18 protein-coding genes are annotated in these 15,942 nt (G+C 36.3%); 4 read left to right on the forward strand and 14 right to left on the reverse strand.

Annotation, left to right across the window (positions count from 1 at the left end):
* Positions 1-61 precede the first annotated feature (61 nt).
* From ACYT6F_RS15060 to ACYT6F_RS15080, 5 genes are all read right to left on the reverse strand, one after another.
* The gene (locus ACYT6F_RS15060) at positions 62-247 is read right to left on the reverse strand and encodes a hypothetical protein (RefSeq protein ID WP_472598451.1); all 186 of its coding nucleotides are present in this window, start codon (positions 245-247) and stop codon (positions 62-64) included.
* A 103-nt stretch (positions 248-350) separates the two neighbouring features.
* Positions 351-863: a DUF421 domain-containing protein gene (locus ACYT6F_RS15065; protein WP_472598452.1), complete on the reverse strand. Its 513-nt coding sequence runs from the start codon at positions 861-863 to the stop codon at positions 351-353.
* A 105-nt stretch (positions 864-968) separates the two neighbouring features.
* Positions 969-1,103 (reverse strand): bacteriocin-like protein, encoded by a 135-nt coding sequence (locus ACYT6F_RS15070; protein WP_449386644.1) that lies wholly within the window; start codon positions 1,101-1,103, stop codon positions 969-971.
* Positions 1,104-1,206: 103 nt separating this feature from the next.
* The gene (locus tag ACYT6F_RS15075; protein ID WP_472598453.1) at positions 1,207-2,109 is read right to left on the reverse strand and encodes a carbohydrate kinase family protein; all 903 of its coding nucleotides are present in this window, start codon (positions 2,107-2,109) and stop codon (positions 1,207-1,209) included.
* 12 nt (positions 2,110-2,121) lie between these two features.
* On the reverse strand, positions 2,122-3,120 hold the full coding sequence (locus ACYT6F_RS15080; RefSeq protein WP_472598454.1) for a LacI family DNA-binding transcriptional regulator: 999 nt from the start codon (positions 3,118-3,120) through the stop codon (positions 2,122-2,124).
* Positions 3,121-3,507: 387 nt separating this feature from the next.
* On the opposite strand from ACYT6F_RS15080, the gene ACYT6F_RS15085 reads away from it, so the two are divergent.
* A complete protein-coding gene (locus tag ACYT6F_RS15085) occupies positions 3,508-3,924 on the forward strand; it encodes an NUDIX domain-containing protein (protein ID WP_472598455.1) in 417 nt (138 codons plus the stop codon).
* 33 nt (positions 3,925-3,957) lie between these two features.
* Here the strand turns inward: ACYT6F_RS15085 and ACYT6F_RS15090 are convergent, their stop codons facing one another.
* Entirely contained in the window at positions 3,958-4,662 is a 705-nt protein-coding gene (locus ACYT6F_RS15090) for a DUF4294 domain-containing protein (protein ID WP_472598456.1), read from the reverse strand.
* A gap of 52 nt (positions 4,663-4,714) precedes the next feature.
* Between ACYT6F_RS15090 and chrP the strand changes: the two genes are divergently transcribed.
* Both chrP and rpe read left to right on the forward strand, forming a co-directional pair.
* Positions 4,715-5,788 carry a chryseobasin maturation metalloprotease ChrP gene (chrP, locus tag ACYT6F_RS15095; RefSeq protein ID WP_472598457.1) on the forward strand — a complete coding sequence of 358 codons (1,074 nt, stop codon included), beginning with the start codon at positions 4,715-4,717 and terminating at the stop codon, positions 5,786-5,788.
* A gap of 334 nt (positions 5,789-6,122) precedes the next feature.
* On the forward strand, positions 6,123-6,773 hold the full coding sequence (gene rpe, locus ACYT6F_RS15100; RefSeq protein WP_472598458.1) for a ribulose-phosphate 3-epimerase: 651 nt from the start codon (positions 6,123-6,125) through the stop codon (positions 6,771-6,773).
* A 314-nt stretch (positions 6,774-7,087) separates the two neighbouring features.
* Here rpe and ACYT6F_RS15105 read toward each other — a convergent pair whose 3' ends face one another.
* From ACYT6F_RS15105 to ACYT6F_RS15140, 8 genes are all read right to left on the reverse strand, one after another.
* A complete protein-coding gene (locus ACYT6F_RS15105) occupies positions 7,088-7,504 on the reverse strand; it encodes a nucleoside-diphosphate kinase (RefSeq protein ID WP_169230478.1) in 417 nt (138 codons plus the stop codon).
* 335 nt (positions 7,505-7,839) lie between these two features.
* On the reverse strand, positions 7,840-8,766 hold the full coding sequence (gene rsgA, locus ACYT6F_RS15110) for a ribosome small subunit-dependent GTPase A (protein WP_472598459.1): 927 nt from the start codon (positions 8,764-8,766) through the stop codon (positions 7,840-7,842).
* Between the two features lie 107 nt (positions 8,767-8,873).
* Positions 8,874-9,953 carry a chorismate mutase gene (locus ACYT6F_RS15115; protein ID WP_472598460.1) on the reverse strand — a complete coding sequence of 360 codons (1,080 nt, stop codon included), beginning with the start codon at positions 9,951-9,953 and terminating at the stop codon, positions 8,874-8,876.
* Positions 9,954-10,370: 417 nt separating this feature from the next.
* On the reverse strand, positions 10,371-10,832 hold the full coding sequence (locus ACYT6F_RS15120) for a hypothetical protein (RefSeq protein ID WP_472598461.1): 462 nt from the start codon (positions 10,830-10,832) through the stop codon (positions 10,371-10,373).
* A gap of 146 nt (positions 10,833-10,978) precedes the next feature.
* On the reverse strand, positions 10,979-12,064 hold the full coding sequence (gene dnaX / locus ACYT6F_RS15125) for a DNA polymerase III subunit gamma/tau (RefSeq protein WP_472598462.1): 1,086 nt from the start codon (positions 12,062-12,064) through the stop codon (positions 10,979-10,981).
* A 99-nt stretch (positions 12,065-12,163) separates the two neighbouring features.
* A complete protein-coding gene (locus ACYT6F_RS15130; protein ID WP_472598463.1) occupies positions 12,164-12,793 on the reverse strand; it encodes a TetR/AcrR family transcriptional regulator in 630 nt (209 codons plus the stop codon).
* A gap of 7 nt (positions 12,794-12,800) precedes the next feature.
* On the reverse strand, positions 12,801-14,057 hold the full coding sequence (locus ACYT6F_RS15135; RefSeq protein ID WP_472598464.1) for an aminotransferase class I/II-fold pyridoxal phosphate-dependent enzyme: 1,257 nt from the start codon (positions 14,055-14,057) through the stop codon (positions 12,801-12,803).
* A 227-nt stretch (positions 14,058-14,284) separates the two neighbouring features.
* Positions 14,285-15,034: a helix-turn-helix transcriptional regulator gene (locus ACYT6F_RS15140; protein WP_472598465.1), complete on the reverse strand. Its 750-nt coding sequence runs from the start codon at positions 15,032-15,034 to the stop codon at positions 14,285-14,287.
* Positions 15,035-15,130: 96 nt separating this feature from the next.
* On the opposite strand from ACYT6F_RS15140, the gene ACYT6F_RS15145 reads away from it, so the two are divergent.
* Complete coding sequence (locus ACYT6F_RS15145) at positions 15,131-15,778, forward strand: DUF1349 domain-containing protein (protein WP_472598466.1); 648 nt, start codon at positions 15,131-15,133, stop codon at positions 15,776-15,778.
* Positions 15,779-15,942: the final 164 nt, after the last annotated feature.

Genomic DNA, 15,942 nt, shown 5'->3' on the forward strand with positions numbered 1-15,942 from the left:
TTAATTTTAATATAAAAGCAAAAGCACCGGAAAATCCGATGCTTATTATTTTCTTTCAATTTCACCTGTGACGCCCATGTCCTCGGTGATGCCCGTGACCGTGACCATGCCCTCTTTTTTCATAAATATACACTTTCTTGGCGTGTCCGGGAGGCATCCCTCTTCTTCCGTGATGTTCATGAACAATACATGAACTCATCATCATCATTACTGTTGTAATCCCAACAATTTTAATTAATCCTTTCATTTTTTCACTTTTCAAATTCCTGATTGAAGCAACAATGTTGGTGCCAAAGGTGATTTTTAGGCTGTACAGATGGTATTTAAATTTGAATTAATAAAACTGATCATTAATGATATTTGCGCTTATATTTTCTTTTTATTCTTGTATAATGGGTCTGTTTACTTTGTTCATCTTCAGATATTACGCTGATATTTCCGTCTACCTCAAGAACAGATAGCTTTACATCTTTTATTCCGTTTACGCCGTGTTCTCTTACCGCTTCGTCAAGCTCATCCCTGGTAATTTTCACTTTATTCAATGCTTCTTGTTCTACTTTTCCGTCTTTTATTAAAATAACAGGATCGTCTTCGAGAAAACTGCTGAATTTTTTATTCGAAAACATTAATCTTTTAACAATAAAATTGGCAATAAAAAGAACGAGTGCTGCTATAAGACCTCCCTGCAGTGAAGTGTTCTCGCCAACCATGGCATTCTGAACCGCATTGGAAATCAGCAGCAGCAAAACAACATCTCCAGCATTGAGTTGTGAAAGCTGGTTTTTACCAAAAAGACGAATGGCAATTACCATGAAAAGGTAAACACAAAGTGAGCGTACAACGATATCTAAAATAGGATTCACTACAGTTTTAATTAGATATCAAATGTATTCATTTTTGAAGTAAAATTCCTGTGGGTTTCGCATTCGATATGAAATAAAAAAAACCGCTGAAAAGCGGCTTGACTGTTAAGGACATTGTGCGATAGGCACCGTACTGCAGACTGTTTTGTTTAACCTTTCACAGTAAACACAATACTCTCTGGGTTTTCCACCGTACACTGACTTAAGCTCTGTCTTTGTTAGTTTCTTTAAATTTTTCATATCGTTTTAATTTTGCTGGTTCAATATATAACGAATATTACTCTTAATTATTACAGCTTTTCATTAAAAATTTTCATTATTTACATTTTTGGATCGTAAAGATTTAATTAAAATGCTTTGCTTTAAATTCCTCAAATTCAGAGTAATCGTAATCCGGACATGCACCATATTTTGAAGTAATGAATGCACCCATAGAGACGGCGTTTTTCAGGATCTCTTCCGGATTTTCATTAAAAATTCTTTTCGCAATAAATCCTGAAAGAAAGGCATCCCCGCTTCCTACTGTATCGGCCACTGTAATCGGAACAGCCGGGAGCGTATAGCTTTTGTCACCAACAAAATATCTTGCTCCTTCACTGCCTTTGGTCAAAACAATTTCATCAACAGCAAAATGTCTCTGAATTGCCTTCACTGTGTCTTCTTCAGTTGAATATTGTTCTTCTGTAAGTTCCATAATCTGCTGCAGTTCGGATTTATTTATTTTAACGACATCCGCTTTATGCAGAAGCGTTTTAATTAATTCTGCATCAATAAAAGGAGGTCTCAAATTAACGTCAAAAATTTTAAGCCCTGCCTGATCAAGAAGCTTCAGTAATGTATTTCTTGTCGTTTCGTTTCTTGAAGAAAGACTTCCGAATACAAAAGCTTCGGCATTAGAAACCAACTTATTATACTCAGAAAAATATTCAATATGATCCCATGCTACATTGTTGATGATTTCGTAAGTTGCTTCGTTATGTTCGTCTATTTTAGCGATTACCGTACTGGTGGGATGATTTTCGTCGACCTGGATCAACTGTGTAGAAATTCCCCAACTGTGAATTTGCTCACGGAGTTTTCTGCCAAGATCATCATTTCCCGTTTTACTGAGCACTTGTACGTCAACACTCATTTTGTGGACATTATAGGCTACATTAAATGGCGCTCCACCTGCTTTGGAGCCTTCCGGAAAGATATCCCATAATACCTCTCCAAAACATACAATATATGGTTTTTTATTTGTCATTACTCTATTTAATCATTCTACAGAGCTACGCTCTATAAATTTTGCCTGAAAGGTTACTCTTTTTCCTTCTTTTGCATAGCTGTTAATCTGGTTGTCCAGCAGCTTTACGGATTCCCGGGCCAGTTCTTCCAGTGGCTGCCTTACAAAACTTACTTCTGTTGGAAAAAGATAATAGGCTTCCGTTTCGTCAAAAGCAACCAGAGAAACATTTTCCGGAACTTTAATATTGTTGTCGATCAGGTACCGTAACCCGGCAATTCCCAGTTTGTTGCTTGAAAAATAAATGGCTGTTTTCTTTGAAAGGTCAAGTTTATCCCTGAGCTGTTGGTGAACTTCCTCCGTAATGTGATGAATTCCTGTTAAAATCCGTTTGATGGATATATCTGATTCTTCGGCTCGTTTATCAAAACCATTTTGTCTATCAAGAAGATGCGGAAGTTCGGTGTCATACCCTACGTATATTAATTCATCAAAATCTTTTAGCAGCAAATGATCGCAGATCTGTTCAGAAATTTCAAAATTATTGATCATAACTCCGGGAAGATCTATATTTTTAAGATATCTGTCAATTGTTACGATAGGATATTCTTCTCTTATCAGCTTGTTGATTGCCTCATCAGAGTCTACCACAGGCGCTACAATCATCCCGTCTACCTGCTGTTCTGAAAACAGTTCGGTAAGCTTGGCAAATTTTTCAGGATTTTCATCGCAGCTGCCAATCAGGAGTGTATAGCCAAGTTTCATGGCTTCATCTTCAATGCTGCGCGCAATATTAGAATAAAAGTCGTTGGAAATATCTGCTACGATAAGGCCGATCAGTTTGCTTTTGCTCATTTTAAGACTTTTTGCAATCTTATTGGGCGTATAATTGATGCTTTGTGCAACTTCCAGAATTTTTTTCTGAGTAGCTTCGCTGATCCGGCTTCCTTCTTTTTTGTTAAGGACATATGATACCGTAGCGACGGAAACTCCTGCAATTCTCGCGATATCTTTTATAGAAGCTCGTTTCATTATTGTTGGCTTTATGGCAAAAATATTCTATTATAGAGATAAAATACAATAGCATTATTTTTTGGTCGTTTGAAAAATAATTGTAGTTTCGCAGTTTTTTAAATAAAGTCTATCATACAATACAAATGTTTGATTAATACTAATTTAACAAATAATTTAAATTATATTTCACCGATGTTTTTAAATGTCGGTTTAATATTATTTGGTCAGAATGGACTTTTTGGTTTAACGTTTATTCTTAAAAGATAATCAAAAGTTGAATTAATTCAAGTGATTAGGATATTTATACCTAAAACATGGATTAATATTGATTTTATAAGCCGTTACTTTATTTCATATTGCCCTTTTACGCATAATTTCTTACATTAGCTTTACAAATTTTGATATATGATAGACAAGATAAACATTAGGGTGTATGCCTGTGCGGTGAAGGATAAAAAAGTCTTGACTTTATTTGAAGAATATGCAGGTGAGCCTTTAATGAAATTTCCGGGTGGCGGGCTTGAGTTTGGGGAAGGAGTATTGGATTGCCTGCACCGTGAATTTGATGAGGAGCTGAATGTGAAAATTGAAATTGTAGAACATTTTTATACGCAGGAAAACTTTCTGGTTTCGCGGTTCAGAGAGAATGAGCAGCTGCTTACCGTTTACTACATCGTGAATATCATCAATGAAGAAGATTTTCTTATTTTGGATCCGTGTATTGAAAAAACAGAATGGATTGATATCGAAAGAGCCGACAATCCTTTTGTGCTCCCCATTGATAAAATTGTTTTTGATAAGCTGAAAGAAAAATTCCTGTAAATCTTTGTTTACAGGAATTTTTTATATTGATTATTATTTGTAGACTTTAAAATTGGCAGCTCCGGGATAAGGCTGCAGGTAGCCGGAATTCCAGTTAGACTGAAGCAGTGATTCTAAATACTCGTCTGTTCTGTTAGCATGAGGATTATATTTATCCTTAAGGTCGATATCTGCCATTTTACCTTTTACGTTCCACCAGAACGCGCTCCAGCCTCCTCTCAGTTCTTTTATAATTTCATAGACATTTTTACCGGTAGCCCTGTTCATAAGCTTTGCAAATACCTGTCCTTCCGTTGTTGTAAGATCTCTAAGCTGTTTTTCATACTGGTCGGCAAGGATATTCTGCCGGTCTTTGATGTATTTTCTTTTTGCCTTACTGTCGAGATTATTCATTTCGCCCTGGATATCTCTGTACTGCTGTAATGCGGTTAAAAATAAAGGATAAACCCGGTATAATTTTTTATTAAGAAAGTAATAATAATTTTTATCTAACTGGTTGTTAAAACGAGGCTTATTGAGCAAAATAAGCTCATCCATTACTACTACCGTTTCTCCATTGATCTCGTAAATTTTTGCTTTCTGCCTCTCATCATAAAAATATTTATTTCCAAATTCGTCTACCTTTAAAAGTTCCTGAGGATATTGGCTTAACGGCTTTGCAATAACAGAGTCTTTCTGCCCAAAAACACTCACGCTAAAAATTAAAAGATAAAGACAAATAATCTTGCTAAATTTCATTATTTTTACACCTATTAGAAAGAAATTAAAACGCAAAAATCATTCCTTTTTTATGAAATTTGACAAGAAATCTCTGAAATTTTTAGAAAAATATTTAAACACCTCTTCTCCTACCGGTTATGAGCATGAAGGACAGAAAGTATGGATGGATTATATCAAACCTTATGTTGATAAAATCGAGGTGGATCATTACGGCACCTGTTACGGTATTATCAATCCTGAAGCAGAATTTAAAGTAGTCATAGAAGCTCATGCAGATGAAATCTCCTGGTATGTAAATTATATTACCGATGACGGGCTCATCTATGTGATCCGTAACGGAGGTTCAGACCAGACGATCGCTCCTTCCAAAGTCGTACACATTCACGGGGAGAACGGAATTATAAAAGGAGTTTTCGGGTGGCCGGCTATTCATACCAGAACCAACCAGAACGAACCGACACCGAAAATTGAAAATATTTTTATCGACTGCGGAGCCACCTCCAAAAAGGAAGTGGAAGATATGGGGATCTATGTAGGTTGTATGATTACTTATCCGGATGAGTTCTTCGAAATGAATGACCGTTATTTTGTATGCAGAGCTTTAGACAACAGAATCGGCGGATTTATGATTGCTGAAGTAGCCCGACTTTTAAAGGAAAATAAAAAAGCGCTTCCTTTTGGGTTATACATCACCAATTCTGTACAGGAAGAAGTAGGTCTGTACGGTGCTGATATGATTGCTGACACTATAAAGCCTAATATTGCCATTGTGACAGATGTTACCCACGATACCACCACCCCGATGATCGAAAAGAAAAAGGAAGGTGACCAAAAGTGCGGGGCCGGCCCGGTGGTATTTTTTGCACCAAGCGTTCATCATACCATCCGTGAACTGATCATTGAGACGGCAAAAACAATGGAAATTCCTTATCAGCGGGCTGCGGCAAGCAGAATGACAGGTACGGATACTGATGCTTTTGCGCATTCTAATGGCGGCGTTCCAAGCGCATTGATTTCACTTCCTCTTCGTTATATGCACACAACAGTAGAAATGGTTTCTAAAGAAGATGTTGGAAATGTAGTTAAACTGATTTACGAAACGCTGCTGAAAATCCAGCCGGAAATGAAGCTGAAATATCATTAATGTGAAGAGCTTTTTTAATCATCTTATCAGAAAGCCTACATTTATATCTGTTATGACAGCACTATATTTTGGATATATTATTTTTGGTGTCGTATATAAATGGTTTGATCCTCCGAAAGTTGGTTCTTCCTACAATATGGTCCTCGAAATGCTTTTCATCTTCAGCATAGTTCCTTTGGGATTATTTATAATTGACAGATTGTTAGTTATCAAAATTAACAATATTAAATTAGCAATTATTGAGACCATTATTTTTGGCAGCTTTTTCCTGTATTTGTATTAAAACTTTTTTTGCAGATAAGAAATAAAAACAAAGTAAAAGTATAAAAGTAAAATGAAAACGAAGCTTATTGCTCCTTCCATGTTGGCCGCAGATTTTGGGAATCTGCAGAGAGATATTGAAATGGTAAACAACTCCCAGGCCGACTGGTTTCACGTAGATGTAATGGACGGAAGATTTGTCCCTAACATCTCATTCGGATTTCCAGTTATGAAAACTGTTCAGCAGCACGCCAAAAAATTCGTAGATGTACATCTTATGATTGTGGAGCCTGAAAAATATGTTGAAGAGTTTATCAATCATGGTGCAGATCTTATCTCTATACATTATGAGGCGTGCACCCATCTTCACAGAACCATTCATCACATTCAGAGTCTGGGTGCAAAAGCAGGTGTTGTTCTTAATCCTTCTACTCCGGTGCTTATGCTGGAAGACATTATTGCAGATGTAGACCTGGTGTTACTGATGAGCGTAAATCCCGGATTTGGAGGGCAGAAATTTATTGAGAATACTTATAAAAAGATCTCGGAAACAAAAGATCTTATTTTGAGTAACAACTCTACCGCGCTTATTGAAATTGACGGCGGTGTAAATATCGACAATGCTTCAAAACTTTTTGATGCAGGAGCAGATGTTCTTGTGGCAGGAAATGCAGTTTTTTCGGCAGAAAGTCCGGAAAGAACCATAGAGCTGTTAAAGATTTAATCTTTCCGGATATATTATATGACAAAAAGGCAGCGTTTATATGCTGCCTTTCTTCTTTGCTAAAATCGGAGTCTTTAATGGTTATTAATTTTAAGACTTTTTTACTATGTAACTCCTATTGAATTATGAAGTAAAATTCGTGAAAAATTGTGAAGAAATCATCCGTATAAATACGTAATTTCCCATTGCGTATTTATACGGAATCTCTTTTAATAATCATCGTTTGAGGCTGATTATCAGACCCCTGTTTAAGACCAATAAAAAATCCGGAGAATATCGTTCTCCGGATCTGTATGTTCAGCAATTTTTTTTAATTAAAAAATTTCTCTTCCTGAAAAGTGAAATCTTGCTTCGATAAGCGCATTTTCGTCAGAATCTGAACCGTGTACTGCATTTTCTCCGATACTTCTTGCAAACATTTTTCTGATGGTACCCTCTGCAGCTTCAGCAGGATTGGTAGCACCGATTAATGTTCTGAAATCTTCTACCGCATTTTCTTTTTCAAGAACTGCAGCAACGATTGGCCCTGAACTCATGAATTCAACCAATTCTCCATAGAATGGTCTCTCAGCATGTACTTCATAGAATTTTTTAGCATCAGCTACCGTAAGCTGTGTAAGCTTTAATGCTTTAATTTTGAATCCTCCTTCAGCGATTTTACCTAATATAGCACCGATATGTCCGTCTGCAACAGCATCAGGTTTAATCATGGTGAATGTAATGTTAGACATATATGTATATTTTTTTAATGCTGCAAAAATACAAAAAAAATCCGTTAGTTAAATTTTAAACAAATTTTAACATTAAAATAACATTTGTTAAGAAATAGTAAATAAAACTTTGGCACAGTAATTGTTTATTATATTCCGATTCTCATGTTTAATTTGAGTTTTCATGGTTATTAGTTTTTACCCAGCTTCGGCTGGGTTTTTTATTGACCGTAGTTTCGGAAGATTCTTATCATAAAAAAATATGATAAGGCACAAACGCTACATAACCAGATATTTATTGCTTCATTTTGAATCAATAGAAGGTAAAAATCAATTATTTTTAAAATAAAGATGAATTATTTCTGAACTGCTTCTTCTGCTTCTTCCATCAGCTTAATATAAGTTGCATATCGGGAATGCTGAATTTCTCCTGTCTCAAGACCGGCAATTACGGCACATTTCGGCTCATTGATGTGAAGGCAGTTATGGAATTTACATTCTTCCCTTTTTTTGAAGATTTCTGGAAAGTAATGCTGTACCTCGTCTTTTTCGATGTCGATCATGGCAAATTCTCGGACACCGGGTGTATCGATCACATTTCCGCCAAAATCCCAAAAATGCATCTGCGCAAAGGTTGTTGTATGCTTTCCTTTAAGATGCGTGTCGGATATTTCAGATGTCTTTAAGTTAAGGCCTGGCTGTAATGCATTAACAAGAGTAGATTTGCCGCATCCTGAATGACCGAAAAATACTGACGTTTTATTCTGCAGTATTTCCTGAAGCTGCGTAAGATTTAATCTGGAATACGATGAGATTTCAAGTGTTTTATACCCGATTTCATTGTACAGGAATTCTATATCTTTCACAATCTCAATCTCTTCCTCATGAAGAACATCAATTTTATTAAATAAAATAAGCGGCGTAATGTTGTAAGCTTCACAGCAGGCCAGGAACCTGTCAAGAAATCCCAGAGAGGTTTCCGGGTGTTTTAAAGTAAAAATAAAACAGGCAAGGTCAATATTGGAAGCAATAATATGAGCTTCTTTTGAAAGGTTTACGGATTTTCTGATCAGGTAATTTCTGCGGGATTCAATCTTTGTGATCCATGCAATATCATCCTGCTCCAGCTGAAATTCTACAAAATCTCCTACAGCAAGCGGATTGGTAAGCCTTGTTTTTATAAGCTTAAATTTTCCGCGGATTCTCGCTTCAAAGATTCTGCCGCTTTCCATTTCCAGAACCTGATACCAGCTTCCTGTAGATTTAATGATTTTTCCTTTCATATTTTAACTTAATGCAAATATAAGAAATTAGGGCTAAGAATTCAGGGTAATATTTGCGGCATCACCTGAACTCCCAGCCCCTGAATCACTAATATAGCTGTAAATGATTACCTGTTGATCATAATACTATTCTGAACCTCGATAGACTCTTCGTGGATGGTTTTAAATACTTTTTCAATAAATTCTTTAGACATGCCTGTTTCCACGGCTTTTTGTGTTGCATATTCCGTGATTACTTTCCAGCGTTCAGGCTGAAATATGGCAATGTCGTTTTCTTTTTTAAGCTTTCCTATTTTTTCTGAAATTTTCATTCGCTGAGAAAGCAGTTCAATCAATTGAAAATCGATATCGGAAATTAATGTTCTGTGTCTTCCCATTTCCCCTTCGAATCCCGCAAGATCCGTACTTCTTACTTTGAGATTACCGATAAGTTCTGCCAAAACTTCCGGTGTGATCTGCTGTGCTGCATCGCTCCATGCTTCGTCCGGATGAGCGTGAGTTTCAATAATAGCACCCTGATAGCCTACGTTCAGTGCTTCCTGGGTAATGTCTGCAAGACCGGTTCTGTTTCCGCAAATGTGTGAAGGGTCGATCAGCATTGGAATATCCGGAAACTGACTTTTAAAGTCCAAAGCAATCTGCCAGTTGGGATTGTTTCTGTATTTTGTTTTCTGGTAGGTTGAAAATCCTCTGTGAATAACCCCAAGGTTTTTAATATCCTGGCCTAAAAGCCTTTCCAAGGCACCAATCCATAAAGCAAGATCAGGATTTACAGGGTTTTTGACAAGAATTGTTTTCTCTGTTCCTCTCAGTGCCATTGCAATTTCCTGTACCGTGAAGGGGTTTACAGTAGAGCGTGCCCCGATCCATAAAATATCCACATCAGCTTCAAGGGCTGCAAAAACATGATGCGCATTGGCAACTTCAGTAGCCGTTTTAAATCCGTATTCTTCTTTTACCTTTTTAAGCCAGTTGAGACCAATTACTCCTACGCCTTCAAACCCGTTCGGTTTTGTACGCGGTTTCCATATTCCCGCACGAAAAATGGGAACATTAGCTTGTGTTTCTCGGATTCTTCTTGCGGTTTCCAGCATCTGGGATTCGCTTTCCGCACTGCATGGCCCGGCAATCATCATCGGTTGGGGGAAGGCGTCAATCCAGTCGTTTTTTAATTCTTTTAAATTCATTATTATTATTTATTTTATCCTTTTGTTGATATATAGCCATGGCAATTGCATTATAAATTTACTTTATAATTCTTTCTAAAAAATGCCGTTAAAAAAATATTAATGGGGCCAGGAAATCAGGCTGTTTTATCCTGTTATTTTTTGGAAAGAAATTCAGTTAGCAATACCAATAGTAAAATCGATATTTTTTCTCTGAATTTCTGTAATAAGATGGAGAAAAGCAAAAATAACCGCTAAAAAAAATAGCGGGCATGAAAACAGATAGAAATGGCTTTACTATTTTTTCCAATGCTGATTGTTTATTTGTAGCTTTTCTTAAATCCTGATTTTGATGAAAAGTTATTTTCAGGTGAAATATTTGACAAATATATAAAATTTATTTAAATAGGATACCTAAAATTATAAAATCTCAATAACCTAAGTAAGATCGAATCTCATGAGGTCATCAAGGTCTTTAAGTAGCGGATTTTTCTGAGCGAATTTCTCGAAGATTTTCCTTTTGGTCATTACTTCTATTTTCAGGTTTTCAACATCACGCTGGTAAATGATCTCAATGGAAAAATTGTGAACTTTCGTTTTAAAATGATTAAAAAACTCCCTGCTTACCTTATCAAACTCAACCTTTGCAGAATCAGACGGAAATAAAACGGTAATCTGGTTTTCACCGGATTTAATAAGCTTGAATGATTTGATAGCATTAAATACAAATGTATCTTTCTTCTGTAATTGTTTCAGTAATAAGTTCCATTCTGCCTGCAGATCGGTTTCGGTAAAGTGATTCTGAGGAAGGGTTTCCGTTTTTACGACAACGGTTTCTTCTTCTTCAGCTTTGTCTTCTTTGTTTAAAAGAGCATTAATGCTGAATCCGGAAGAAATCACCTGTTTTGTTAAAGGCTTTGTGGTTTTCTTTATTTCAGTTTCCTGAGGCTTGATAATATTCTGAACCTGAGTAGGCTCTTCCTTTTTCTCAATGATCTTTGCAGGAGTCTTTATTCCCTGCTTTTCATTGAGAAAAGGCGCTAATATTATAAACTTTTTTTTTTTGAAATATCTGCACCGGCAGTAATGGAAGCCAATTGCATGAGTGCAATTTCTACCGTAAGTCTTGGGTTTTTGGAATTTTTGTAATTGATATCTGCATGGTTGCAGATTTCTATTCCATCAATAAGCTGTTGCGCATTCCAGTTTTGTGCCTGCTGTACAAACTTTGTCTTCGTCTGTTCACCAACTTCAATCAGGTCAATGGTAGAAGCATTCTGTGCCATCATGAGATCTCTGAAATGATTTCCGAGTCCTGCAATAAAGATATGCGGATCAAACCCTTTTTTTACGATCTCATTAAATGCAGAAAGTACCTCAGGAATTTTACCATCTTTAGCAAGATCAACGATTTTAAGATATTGATCGTAATCCAGAATATTCAGTACTTCAGCAGCTTTTGCCAAAGTGATATTTTTCTGTGAAAAAGTGGAAAGTCTGTCGAAAATAGAAAGTGCATCTCTCAGTGCGCCATCTGCTTTCTGAGCAATAAGATACAACGCATCGTCTTCATAATGAATATTCTCTTTTTGAGCAATATTTCTAAGATGTCTCTGGATGTCTTCAATAGTGATTCTTTTGAAATCATAGATCTGACATCGGGATAAGATCGTAGGAATGATCTTATGCTTTTCGGTTGTGGCCAGGATAAAGATGGCGTGAGCCGGCGGTTCTTCAAGAGTTTTAAGGAAGGCATTGAAAGCTGCAGAAGACAGCATATGCACCTCGTCGATAATGTATACTTTGTATTTGCCGACCTGAGGGGCAAAACGTACCTGATCTATCAGTTCCCTGATATCATCTACCGAGTTGTTTGAGGCAGCATCGAGCTCATAGATATTATAAGCAAAGCCATCTTCTGAAACAGAGCCGTCCTTTTCATTGATTTTTCTTGCCAGAATTCTTGCGCAGGTGGTTTTTCCAACCCCTCTTGGTCCGCAGAACAATAAGGCCTGAGCAAGCTGATTTTCTCCGATCGCATGTTCTAAAGTATCCGTAATATGAGATTGCCCGACAACAGTGTCAAATTGTTGTGGACGATATTTTCGTGCAGATACGATAAAATTTTCCATTGGCCAAAAGTAAGAAATATAGTTGTAATTTGAAAATTTTCAATTTCAAGTTATCCACAAAAACTTATCATTGGTCAATAGGAAAATTTTTTCTCATCATTATTTTTCATCATAAGCAAAATCAATGATTTCGGCAATTGCTTTTTCGATTTCTTTTCTTCCTTCTTCAGACTTTAGATCGATACCACAAAATACACTGGCATTATGTGCTGTGTAAAGATTAAGGTAATATGCTCCTGATACGAGAAGGGCTGCAATTGCTCGGTATCGTGTGGATTTTTCTTTAAAATACGGGTCTACAATATTTTTAAAAAGCAGTTCTCCCATTTCTTCTCTTTCGTCTGCAATCTTCTTGAGAATAGGTTTGCTTTCCGAAAGTCCCCAAAGGATAATTTTCTGAAGTTCTTTGTTTTTCTTGATATGCTCGTATTGGTTGAGAATAGCCATTTTGGAAAGTTCTCTTCCTCCGTCTGATATATCAACTTCGATATTTTCCTGGTTCATCTTACTCCAGTAATCCTGGGTTCTGATATATTCGTCAATCAGTTTTTCGGTACTCCCAAAATACTCATAAATCAATTTTTTATCAAAGCCTGCTACTGCAGCTATTTTGCTTACTTTTAATCCTGAATACCCTTTTGTTCTTAAAATTTTTCCGACTGCCCCGAGCAGTTTCTGTTTTGTCTTTTCTTTATCCCTAATAGGGCCTTGTACAACTTTTCTTGCCATTTGTTATTTATTTTTTCGCAATATGCAATTTTTTATTGATATCCTCAAATGCGTTGAGTGTTTTATCAAGATGTTCCCGTTCATGTGTTGCTGTCATACTCATTCTTATCCGTGCATCTTTTCTTGCAACTGCAGGATAAATGATCGGGTTGGTATAGATGCCGCGATCCAGCAGCATTTTGCCGACGTCCCCGGTAATATGAGGATCACCTATTTTCACAGGAATAACTGCTGAACACGTGGTTCCTGTATCCAATCCCAAATCGTCCAGCCCTTTTTTGAAATAATTAATATTTTCCCAAAGTTTTGCACGCCAATACGGTTCTTCATCTATTAATTCTATAGCCTTTACAATTCCTGTTGCCGTTCCGGGTGGCGTAGTTGCTGAAAATATCTGCTGTCTGGACTGGAACCGTATAAAATTGGCCAGCGTTTTATTTGCAATGACATATCCTCCCAGATTACCGAATGTTTTGCTGAAAGTTCCCGTAATAATGTCTACCTTATCCAGTAACCCCGTATCTTCAATCGTTCCTCTTCCTGTTTTTCCTAAAATCCCTACTCCATGCACGTCATCTATCATTAAGTAGGCATTATATTTTTTTACTAATTTATAAATTTCTTCAATAGGTGCAATGTCTCCATCCTGAGAATAGACGCCATCTATTACCACCAATTTCGTACGAAACTGATTTTCAGATTTTTTTAAAATCTGTTCAAGTGCTTCCATATTATTATGAGGAAACGTTTTTCTGTTTGTAAGTATACATCCCTCATAAACACTGGCATGTACTGCCATATCCAGGATGGCAATATCTTCTTTCTGAAGCAGAATTTGTAATGTGGCACTGTTCGTGGTGTATCCGGTGGTAAAAATCGCTGTTTCATCAGGTGTTCTTCCAAAAAATGAGGATATTTTTTCTTCAAGCTCATTGTGATATGAATAGTATCCTCCGATAAGAGGTGTTGCGGCTGTACCTGTCCCGTATTTCTCTATTCCTTCAATGGCTGCCTGCTTTACTTTCGGATGTTGGGTAAATCCTAAATAATCACTGGTCACGAAACTTACGAATTCTTTTGTCACTTCTTCCGTACCGACATTCATAACGGAGCTGCAGCCCGAGTTATTCTGTAATCTGTAGCGGTGGCCGTTCTTTTTCATGTACTCCAGAAAATCATAATAGATGTCTGAACGCTCCATCATATCCATTCCTGGGATATTTTCAAAATCTTTGAAAGTTGCTGTAGAAAAATTAATCTTCATCCTTATAGTATTAGTGGTTCTTATAACAAATATAGTATTTTATTTAAAAAAGAATCTTATTCTGGTGAAAAACTTTGATAAGAGCCGCATACTTTTTACTAAAAAATCATAATAAACAGATATATCCTCAACAGATGCCCGTAAATAAAACGAAAAAAGCAAAATGTAACCTATTGTTGAAATATTTTAAATTGCTATAAATCAATACTTTAAAATTTTTAATTTATTCACTTATTCTTTTTATTGAACGCGCTTAGAGAATTTTTTACTTTTAATTTTTCAAGGATATTCTGCCGGTGCCTGTTGACTGTATTGATGCTTATTGAGAGAATTTCAGCAATTTCTTTACTGAAATATCCTTCACCGACGTATTTAAGAACCTCCATTTCACGTGGTGAAAGGATATTTTTATAATTCAGTTTGTCTTCTACGGCTATTTCGCCTCTTACGGAATTGATGATTAAAAATGTTGATGATGCAGTTTGCGATTGGTCAAAATCAAGATTATACAGACATAGGGCGAACCGAAGCATGGTATTGTAAGGTGAAAAAAAGTAAAACATTCTGTGAGTAATCAATTTATATGTTCCGTTTTTATCCCTCATTCTTATTCTGGAAAAAACACTGAAATCTGAACGCCTTTCCGGATCCAGAGACTCTGAAAATGTAAAAAACCTTAATTCATGAACATATTTCTTTAGCTTATCATCAGGATGAATTTTTTTTATAATTTCTTCTTCCCAAATAGAATCTATAAGTGTAGGATATTGCGGAAAATTAAGGCCAAGCTCCTGCGCGGTTTCTGAACTGAATATATAGCTTTTATTAAGCTGCATATCGCTCAGTACAGCAACTGATTTTTCAGTCTTGGTATAAGTTTCAGCAATAGTTTTGTACTCCTCAATATCCATCATGCATTTTTGATCGCTGTATTGTTTTTGAAGAAGGACCTGATTAAGTTTTTTTACGATCTCCATAAAATGGTTATTTTTCAGTATTGAGCGCAATACCTTAAAATGATATTTTTGCTAAATTAATAATAATTACAGCTAAGAAAATTATCCTGAAGAAAAATGAAGAGAATATTTTTAAGTTTTTTCGCGGTATGCATAGTAAATAAAGCTATAGCACAGACATTGGAAAGAATGACCTGGTTTAATGAACCCGCAAAATGGGAAATTAAAAACAATACACTCAATATGTCCGTAACACCGCAAAGTGATTACTGGAGGATTTCACATTACGGTTTTACCGTTGATGATGCACCGTTTTTGTACACTACTTACGGAGGTGAGTTTGAGGCGAAAGTAAAAATAAAGGGAAGCTACAAAACCAGGTTCGACCAGGCAGGTCTTATGCTGAGAATTGATAAGGAAAATTATATCAAAGCAGGAATTGAATTCGTAGACGGGAAATATAATCTTAGTACCGTCGTAACGCATACTACCAGCGACTGGAGTGTAATAACACTTGATAAAACGCCTCCGGAGGTTTGGATAAAAGCCGTAAGAAGGCTTGACGCTGTAGAAATATTTTACTCTTTCGATGATAAAAGCTACACCATGATGCGTAATGCCCACCTTCAGGATAATTCTCCTGTGATGGTGGGACTTATGGCAGCCTGTCCGGACGGGAACGGATTCAATGCTGTTTTTGAGAATTTCAGTGTTAAACATCTGCCCGATCAGCGACGTCTTCAATGGCTGGAAAACAACAAATAGATTGAGCACACTCAATATATAGTCAATTTTATTATACCTCTCCTGATCAGGGAGGTTTTTTGTTGCAATATTTAGCTATTATGAAGATAGATACCACAAATCTGTCTTTCTAATGTTAATTGTTACAATTTTAAATGGATTTGTTATAAATATTTAATATTTTT

The organism is Chryseobacterium sp. NG-CE01, from assembly GCF_055695505.1.